The organism is Parasphingorhabdus sp. (assembly GCF_036963705.1).
Lineage (GTDB): Bacteria > Pseudomonadota > Alphaproteobacteria > Sphingomonadales > Sphingomonadaceae > Parasphingorhabdus.
In genome coordinates this window covers 1-3928 of sequence record NZ_JBALUT010000123.1, presented here as the reverse complement: position 1 = coordinate 3928, position 3928 = coordinate 1, and the positions used below count along the sequence as shown (strand labels likewise).

Annotated in this window: 3 protein-coding genes and 1 pseudogene; 2 read left to right on the top strand and 2 right to left on the bottom strand. The window is 57.2% G+C overall.

The annotated features are described in order from the left end of the window. Together V7680_RS15070 and V7680_RS15065 are read right to left on the bottom strand one after the other, a co-directional pair. Nucleotides 1–181: pseudogene (locus V7680_RS15070) on the bottom strand (MFS transporter); the annotation flags it as partial. Nucleotides 182–198: 17 nt separating this feature from the next. Continuing rightward, nucleotides 199–519, bottom strand: coding sequence for an antibiotic biosynthesis monooxygenase family protein (locus V7680_RS15065; RefSeq protein WP_335654077.1), 321 nt, complete (start codon nucleotides 517–519; stop codon nucleotides 199–201). Nucleotides 520–663: 144 nt separating this feature from the next. Between V7680_RS15065 and V7680_RS15060 the strand changes: the two genes are divergently transcribed. Together V7680_RS15060 and V7680_RS15055 are read left to right on the top strand one after the other, a co-directional pair. Continuing rightward, a complete protein-coding gene (locus V7680_RS15060) occupies nucleotides 664–1251 on the top strand; it encodes a class I SAM-dependent methyltransferase (protein WP_335654076.1) in 588 nt (195 codons plus the stop codon). A gap of 111 nt (nucleotides 1252–1362) precedes the next feature. Further along, on the top strand, nucleotides 1363–3928 hold a 2566-nt coding region (locus V7680_RS15055; RefSeq protein ID WP_335654075.1), incomplete at its 3' end, for a M16 family metallopeptidase.

Sequence of the window (3928 nt, the reverse complement as noted above, 5' to 3'; positions counted from 1 at the left end):
AATCAGGAATATCCAGTTGCGTGCCGATCGTCGGAAGAATGGATTGCATCGCCGTGTTGCCCGATGCCGTCACCAGCATGACTGAGAACAGTACAGCCATCCGCGTGCCGTCGATCGGCTTGGCGTCGGGAAAGGAAGCTGTGTTCCGGCTCAGCGGTTCAATGTCGGGAGAATCTGCCATCGTTTGCCTATGCCATGCTATTTCTGCCAGTCATAGCCACGTTCGATACGGGCAACATGAAGGGTGTATTCGCTGTACCAATCGCCGCGACCGCGCTCGCGAATGACGGCATGGTCCGGGTGGTCGCGCCAAGCTTTGGCGCTGGCGTCATCGCGCCAATAGCTGACGGTAATTCCCAGGCCATCCGCAGATCGCGCATGATCCTCGCCGAGATAACCGGGTTGTTGCGCTGCAAGTTCGCCCATCGATGCCGCAGCGGCTTGATAGGATTCTTCACCGTGGCCGGTCCGCTGTGCGCAGAAAATGACCGCGATCGAGTTTTCAGGATAAAGCTGCATCACTCGCTTTTAGCCGGTCGGTTGCATCCGGCAACCCGTAATATATTTGTCAGCAGTGCTGTAACGCCCTAATAAGACAGTTTGATCGACCACCGGAGGAAAGAGTTGACTAATAGTATCGCGAAAACAAAGTTTACGGATCGCATGAAGTCGCGCGTGGAACGGCGCCTCGGACCCTGGGGTGTATTCTTCAAAGGCTTCCTGAAGCACCCGGTGATGGTCGGTTCGATCATGCCCTCGTCGGATATCACGATCAAAAAAATGCTCGAACCCGTCAAGTGGGACGAGTGCGACCTGTTCGTTGAATATGGTCCAGGAGTGGGCACTTTCTGCCGTCCGGTGCTCGAGCGGATGAAGCCCGATGCGATGCTGATCGTGATCGATCTCAATCCCGACTTCATCGACTATCTCGGAAAGTCGATCTGCGACAGTCGGTTTTACCCGATCCACGGTTCTGCCGCCGATGTGCAGCAGATCATTCGCGACCTCGGACATGAGAAAGCCGACTATATCCTGTCCGGCCTGCCTTTCTCGACATTGCCCGACCAGCTCGGTCCAAAAATCGCCAAGGAAACCCACGCGGCGCTTCGGCCCGGTGGGGCGTTTCTGGTCTATCAATTTGTTAAAAAGGCGCGCGACTTCATGGAGCCGCATTTTGACCATATCGACAGTGGATATTCGTTCTGGAATATACTGCCTTGCCATCTATTCTGGGGTTGGAAAGGGAAATAGCCGTTGGTCGACGGCTTGATGTCGTTCGTCGAAGCCGGTGACCCACCAGCGCCAATTTACCGGCATGTCTGACAAAATATTATCTGCATTTTGATTGAGAGGATTATCCCGATGTCCCGTTTGTCCCGCTGCCTGTTTATGGCACTATCCACCACCGCATTGACATTGGCCGCTCCGGCACTCGCGAAACATCATGTGGCCCCCAAGCCGGCACCGGTGAGCGAACTGGTCGACGCGGTCGACATTCCTTACGAAGAATTCACTCTCGACAACGGGTTGAAGGTGCTGGTGCACACTGACCGCAAGGCCCCGGTGGTAGCGGTATCGATCTGGTATGGCGTCGGTTCTGCCAACGAGCCGAAAGGCAAGACCGGCTATGCGCATCTGTTCGAACATATCATGTTCAACGGATCGGAAAACGCCCCGGGCGATTTCTTCGGACCGCTGCGGCAGATTGGTGCGACCGATCTCAACGGCACAACCTGGCTCGACCGGACCAATTATTTCCAGACCGTCCCGACCTCCGCGCTGGACGTTGCACTGTTCCTCGAAAGCGACCGGATGGGCTATTTACTCGGTGCGGTGACGCAGGAGAAGCTCGACAACCAGATCGGGGTTGTGTCGAATGAAAAGCGCCAGGGTGACAATCGACCCTATGGATTGGTCGGCTATCGCCAGACCGAATTGCTTTTTCCATCCGACCATCCTTACGGGCACGACACAATCGGATCGCTGGAAGACCTCGAAGCCGCTTCGCTTGACGATATGAAATCATGGTTCACCGACCATTATGGCCCGAATAATTCCATCCTCGTTCTGGCCGGCGACATCGATGCAGCGACCGCCAAGGCGAAGGTCAACAAATGGTTCGGAGCGATTCCGCGCGGCAAGCCGATCCCGAAACTCAATCCGACCTTGCCGACGCTCGACGCTCCAATCTACGAAGTGATGAAAGACAAGGTCGCGACCACACGGATCTATCGCAACTGGGTGGTGCCGGGTCTGAACGATCCCGACTATACGCCGCTCGATGTCGGGATGACTGTGCTCGGTGGCCTCGCCAGTTCGCGGCTCGACAATATCATGGTGCGGGAAGAGAAAAACGCGGTGTCGGTCACCGCCTATGTCCTTCCGTTTGTGCATGGCAGCCTGGTCGAGATTACGGCTGACGTCAAACCGGGTGAAGACGCCGATGCCGTCGCCAAGCGGCTCGACGAAATCATTGCCGACTTCATCGCTAACGGGCCTACTCAGGACGAAGTGCAGCGGGTCGCGACGCGCGATGCCGCAGCGCGGATCGCCGGGTTGGAGCAGGTCGGCGGTTTCAGCGGCAAGGCAGTCGCCTTGGCGCAGGGCAAACTCTATTCCGATGATCCGGAATTTTACAAAAAGGAACTGGGCCGGCTGGCATCGACGACACCGGCAGCGGTCAAGGCCGCTATGCAAAAATGGCTGACCCGTCCTGTCCTTGGTATTACTGTGGTCCCGGGCGAACGTGAAGCATATCAGGAAGTGGGCGCTGGCATCGGCGCGCGGACCGGCGTTCTGACCGCTCCGGCATTTTATATGCAGGATGGCGAAGCCGGAACCGTGACCACCCCCGACCGGTCGCAATTGCCTCCCGTAGGCGACATTCCCAACGTCGATTTCCCGGACGTGGAAACCGCAACCCTGTCCAACGGCATCAAGGTCTATTTCGCCCACCGGGATGCCGTGCCGATGACCCGGGTGACCCTGTCTTTTAACGCTGGCGCAAGCGCGGACTCTACCGACAAGCTCGGGCTGCAGAATTTCGTGACCGGCATATTGGAAGAAGGCACGACCAGCCTGACTTCGATCGAAATTGCCGAACAACAGGAGCGTCTCGGTGCCAATATTTCCATCGGCGGTGGTCGCGACCGCACCGATGTAGATCTGAGTGCGGTCAATCCCAACCTCGATGCTTCGCTCGACCTGATGGCGGATATCGTCAAAAACCCGGCTTTCAATCCGGATGATATCGAGCGCATCCGCGTGCAGCTGCTGACCGCGATCGATCGCGAGGAAAGCGATCCTCTCAGCATCGCCAGCAATACGCTTCCGCCGCTGATTTTCGGTTCCGAACATCCTTATGGCCGCGGCTTGTCAGGCAACGGAACCAAGGAAACTGTCTCGTCGATCACCCGCGATGATCTGTCCGCTTTCCATCAGCAATGGATGCATCCGGCCAAAGCAACGATCTTTGCAGCGGGCAAAATCGAGAAGCAGCAGCTGGTTGACAAGCTCGAGATGCACTTTGGCAAATGGAAGGGCGTAGGCAAAGCCGCTCCGGAGAAAAATTTCGATGCCGCTATACCGGAAGGTAAAGGCAGGATCGTGGTCATTCACCGTCCCAATTCTCCGCAGTCGCTGATCCTCGCAGGGCAAGTGCTGCCTTACAAGGGATCGGACGACTTGCTGACGCTCAACGCAGCCAATGAAATATTGGGCGGCAACTTCCTCTCGCGGATCAACATGGACCTGCGCGAAACCAAGGGCTGGAGCTACGGCACCCGCAACAGCGTGGTGCGCGGTGAAGACCGGGTATTCTATACGATGCGCGCGCCGGTCCAGACCAATCAGACCGGCCCCTCGGTGGCCGCCATCGATGCGCAAGTCCGGAACTTCCTGGGTGAAAATGGCGTGACGGCAGAGGAAC

Excerpts from the sequence above, each read along its gene's own strand:
- V7680_RS15060 (WP_335654076.1), top strand. The coding sequence starts at position 664 with ATGAAGTCGCGCGTGGAACGGCGCCTCGGACCCTGGGGTGTATTCTTC.
- V7680_RS15065 (WP_335654077.1), bottom strand. The coding sequence starts at position 519 with ATGCAGCTTTATCCTGAAAACTCGATCGCGGTCATTTTCTGCGCACAG.